This is a genomic window from Nitrosomonas sp. Nm34 (assembly GCF_900113925.1).
Lineage (GTDB): Bacteria > Pseudomonadota > Gammaproteobacteria > Burkholderiales > Nitrosomonadaceae > Nitrosomonas.
Map to the genome: position 1 here is coordinate 1 of NZ_FORD01000113.1, position 4,073 is coordinate 4,073.

Below are 4,073 nucleotides of genomic sequence, written 5' to 3' on the forward strand. Positions count from 1 at the left end.
AATATTGATACCGCTATATTCGGTTTGAATTCGGCCAACTATCGACACATTTGTTCCAAATGCGGATTTAATGATACTAGAGGCAAGTAAGCCAGTTACTACGATGGAAATTAGTTTGTTATTCATTATAAATTACTTTATGCGATTATCATATTCAAGAGGAATTAGAGCTAATTCTTTGCATATCAAAGAAGTTCGCATCATTGTCAAGATTTATGATTGAGAGAGCTGTGAGTTTTCTCACACAGACAAATGCCCCTCAGCCATTAAACTGTGAATAACAAGTCAGCTGTCTTGTTGAAACCTAGAGCGAATCTGTGTATTGGTTCAGTGAAGGTTTTTAAAACCAGAAGCGGTATTTCCGTTGCGGGATTCTTAGGCGTTTGAAAGTAGTAATTTCCAACGTTTTAATATTTTAATATCAGTATTTTATGGAGATTTTTTAATGAAGAAGTTTTCTATGAAGAAGCTAGCTCTGGTAATTCCTATAGCATCCATGTGTATGCTGACATTATCAGCTAGTTCAGTTAGTGCGAATAATGATCAAGCACCGTTGCCAATTTACCAAAATAGTTATAATAATTATATTCAGCCTATAGCAACGGCTATCGATTATTACAGTGGCAATGTTTATCTCTTTAATTACGAGAATGAGAAGCTAATAATAATTGATCCAGCCACCATCAGTGGCTGGCCACAAAATGGAGATACAAGAGTCCCCCTGCAACATACAATTGTTTCACCAGATGGCAGCAAAGTTTACATCACCACTGATGCTACGGATCTTTACCCTGCCTATATCATTGCGCTGAAAATAAATAGCGTTGATTGGAATGCCGGTAGCGCTTCTGCAACAGTGGAAAGCGTGATGACAGCTGATGCTCTTGGCACCCCTAGCGAGTTCCCTCATGTAGAACCTATCAACAATGTCCAGAATGTTCCTAACTGGGTCATAGGCAGGGCAACACAAATTCATGGCCCTACAATATTACCTTACTCGGATTTCATTTACTTTACTGAGTTTACTTCTGACAGAGTGCGGGTTATTAATACCAAAACGGATGAGTTAGTGAGTGGTGTAGACCCCATCGTCATACCCGGATATACGGAGCAAACGCATGGAATTAATTTTAATAAATCAGGCACAATAGGCCTTGGAACAGGCTATTTCTTCGATAATAGTCTGATTGATGTCTATAAACCCAACAATGAGACTGGCCAATTGCAGCCGGTAGACCAAATCATGTTAGGGGATGAGAAGAAGCATGCTGCTTTCAGTCACTTTACGGCTTGGATAGATGAACGATACGCAGTAACAGCTACGATGCAACTTGATAAAACTTCGTTGACACCTTCAACTACCCAAAAAATTATTCCACCGAGTGTGTGGTTGCTTGATGCGATAGAAGGAACTGCAACTAAAATTCTCGATCGTGCTGCAAATGCCAATGCTCCCGGTGTTTTCCGTTCTGCTTCTGATTTAGCTGTTGTTAATGGCAAGCTTTATATTGCAGAAGAGGACTCAATCGATTTCACATTTGCTGATGATGGGTACATTTCCGTTTACGATTTAACCGATCGTACAAAGCCAAAATTCATCAAAAGGCTTAAACCAGGTGTGGATCTCCCAGCAGGATTTGCTATTGCACACACAATCGCTCCAACTCCTGATAATCGCTACTTGATTGTAGCAAGCTGGGTTTCTGGATATGTGCTTAAAATTGATACTCTGACGGATACAGTTGTTAAGGTGTGGGGTCCCAACGACGGGCTTGTAAAACCGCACGGTATATATACTGCCGGTCAAAATCGTTAATCCTAACCAATTCCTACCTATCCCCGGCCCTTCAGTTTCCATTTTTAGATCTCTCCTAAAGGTAGAAGCAGAGATGGGCCGGCCTAAGTTATTAGGTAATACGATCGTAAAATCAAAGAACTAAAAAGGAGGGGTTAATTAAATGAAACAAGGGGTTTTAAAAATATATTACTTTTTAGCAGTCATAACTATGTTCATTCTTTTTACTCAAACCAGTATCAAGGCAGCAACTGTTATCCTACCTCGACCAGTGCCTTTACAAGCTGAAACAGTTAATCATTTGAGACAAGCACATCCAAGCGAGAATAATCATTGGATGCTAGTTATGTTTGGATTTGCTCATTGCAAAGATTTTTGCCCTAAATCGCTCGCAAATTTATCCATGCTTATTGAAGCAGCTGCTAGTGAGCAGATAAAGTTAGATGGAGCGTTCGTAACAGTAGATCCAGAAAGAGATTCAAATGAAATCTTATCCAGCTATACCAAAAGTTTTGGATCTCACATTGGCTACTTACGCTTTGAAGGAGAGGATCTAGAGCGTTTCAAAGCTACTTTTGGCGTTGAAGCTCTATTCTATACCAAGCATGCTGGTAACCTGAAGAATTATCAAGTTGATCACAGTACTTCAGCATTTTTAATTGATCCTAGAGGGAGAATTAGAGTGATATTCGATGCACAACAAGATGCAGCAAATATCGCAAAGATGTTCCGGGAAAACAAGGAGTTATTCAATTGATGAATCAGGCTCTAGTATTAATATTTCTATTCATGATGGTCGGGTCTGTTTTTGCTATGCAAATTGAAGCAGATCCCCGCACTATCACATCCTTTATGGATAAATCTTTAACACCAGCGCTTGATATCTTACGTGTAACGACTAATATCTCACCAGAAAACTATTTGGTATTCCAAGTCAAAACGAGAGGAGAACAAATTGACGGCAAAAACAGCGATTATTTGCTCTTACAAATTTTGAATGAGAAAACTTTTCTTTTCCTGCTTCCTTTAAATAAGGAAAAAGGAGGTAAAATTTTAATATATGAAGCATTTATTTCACCTGAAAATCATGAATTGTCAAAAACTTCCACAGAAGTTAAAGAATATCACAAGCATGCGGGTTTCAATGCCAGGCATATATTTCAGGGGGCAGAATTTACCGTACCGCTCGATTGGATAAATTACGGCGCTGATTTTAGTTTTGATGCATATACTGTCCAAGCAAGCTTGAAAGGAAATACTTTAGTAATAAGTAAAGTATACGATCAAGCAAGAAAAGGATATGCTAAAGAAAAGCGATTCTCAGCAATGGCGCTACTTAATAAACTTTGCTCACCAAAAAGGTGAGATCTGGTTGAAAACTATACTCATCGCACATGAAATTTCGGCACTCAGGTGCTACCGATGATTTGGAAGTTATCGGTTAAGAATGTGCATAATTCTGCTTCGTAATGATCCGCTGCTGTGAAAACGAAGTTTCGCCAAAAAAGCTTCGCAAGCACTTTTGAAAAATGAAAAAGTTTCATAGTAGCGGCCATACAGGATTTTTTTCTCGAAGAATTTCCAATAACGTTCAATCAAGTTCAGATTGGGTGCATACGGCGGCAAAATACGAGTTTTATTTTTGAGTTGTTGAGATAGTTACTGATCAGTTGGGATCGATAATAACGCGCATTGTCACAAATAATGTGAATACTTGCTGCTGGATGGTGTGCCTCGATTTGCTGAAACAGTTGGATAGTCGATTTGCGCGTTGATGGGGTCATCATAGCGCACAATGGCCTGCAGGCTGACCGTATTGATCGCGCCATTGATATTCAAGCGTTGCCGGCCGGTATGACTGCGAATTTCGTGATCCTGACCGCGTTTGATCCGTCCGTAGCCGGCTACCGGATTGTGATGGGGATAAGTGGCATCCATGAAATAAATAGGATCTTCGGACGCTTTACTTGTCTTGAGTGCTTCATAATATTGCACAAAGGCGCATTGTTTCTCGGCATCATCCTTTACCTAGCACCAACTTTGGCTTTTTATAGACATAGCCCATGCGGTATAAAAGTTGGGTTATACCACTTTCGCTGTAGCAGACACCCCAGGTTTGGTCAACATAATGCGCGATTTCTTTGGCAGTCAAATGCGAATTAAGAGCTAACTCGTAAAAAATCCCAGAAAAATAGAGCCGCAGCCAGCTTTCCGAATACATGCACCATTAACCCCTTATAAGAACGAACTTTGCTGGCACATTCAATACCTGTTCTTT

6 protein-coding genes are annotated in these 4,073 nt (G+C 39.8%); 3 read left to right on the forward strand and 3 right to left on the reverse strand.

Annotated features, from left to right (window positions below; genetic code table 11):
* The first annotated feature begins 445 nt into the window (after positions 1-445).
* The 3 genes from BM283_RS17345 to BM283_RS17355 all read left to right on the forward strand — a co-directional run bounded on the left by BM283_RS17345 (position 446) and on the right by BM283_RS17355 (position 3,160).
* Positions 446-1,816, forward strand: a complete 1,371-nt coding sequence (locus BM283_RS17345; protein WP_254776435.1) for a YncE family protein — start codon at positions 446-448, stop codon at positions 1,814-1,816.
* A gap of 142 nt (positions 1,817-1,958) precedes the next feature.
* Positions 1,959-2,552, forward strand: a complete 594-nt coding sequence (locus BM283_RS17350) for an SCO family protein (RefSeq protein WP_090695359.1) — start codon at positions 1,959-1,961, stop codon at positions 2,550-2,552.
* A complete protein-coding gene (locus tag BM283_RS17355; protein ID WP_090695360.1) occupies positions 2,552-3,160 on the forward strand; it encodes a DUF1292 domain-containing protein in 609 nt (202 codons plus the stop codon). Before BM283_RS17350 ends, BM283_RS17355 begins: the two co-directional genes overlap by 1 nt.
* A 69-nt stretch (positions 3,161-3,229) precedes the next feature.
* On the opposite strand, the gene BM283_RS20750 is transcribed toward BM283_RS17355, so the two are convergent.
* The 3 genes from BM283_RS20750 to BM283_RS20755 form a co-directional block, all read right to left on the reverse strand.
* Complete coding sequence (locus BM283_RS20750; protein ID WP_368086457.1) at positions 3,230-3,421, reverse strand: transposase; 192 nt, start codon at positions 3,419-3,421, stop codon at positions 3,230-3,232.
* Between the two features lie 69 nt (positions 3,422-3,490).
* Entirely contained in the window at positions 3,491-3,790 is a 300-nt protein-coding gene (locus tag BM283_RS17360; RefSeq protein WP_090695363.1) for a hypothetical protein, read from the reverse strand.
* A 22-nt stretch (positions 3,791-3,812) separates the two neighbouring features.
* Positions 3,813-4,016: a helix-turn-helix domain-containing protein gene (locus BM283_RS20755; RefSeq protein WP_090695365.1), complete on the reverse strand. Its 204-nt coding sequence runs from the start codon at positions 4,014-4,016 to the stop codon at positions 3,813-3,815.
* Positions 4,017-4,073 lie beyond the last annotated feature (57 nt).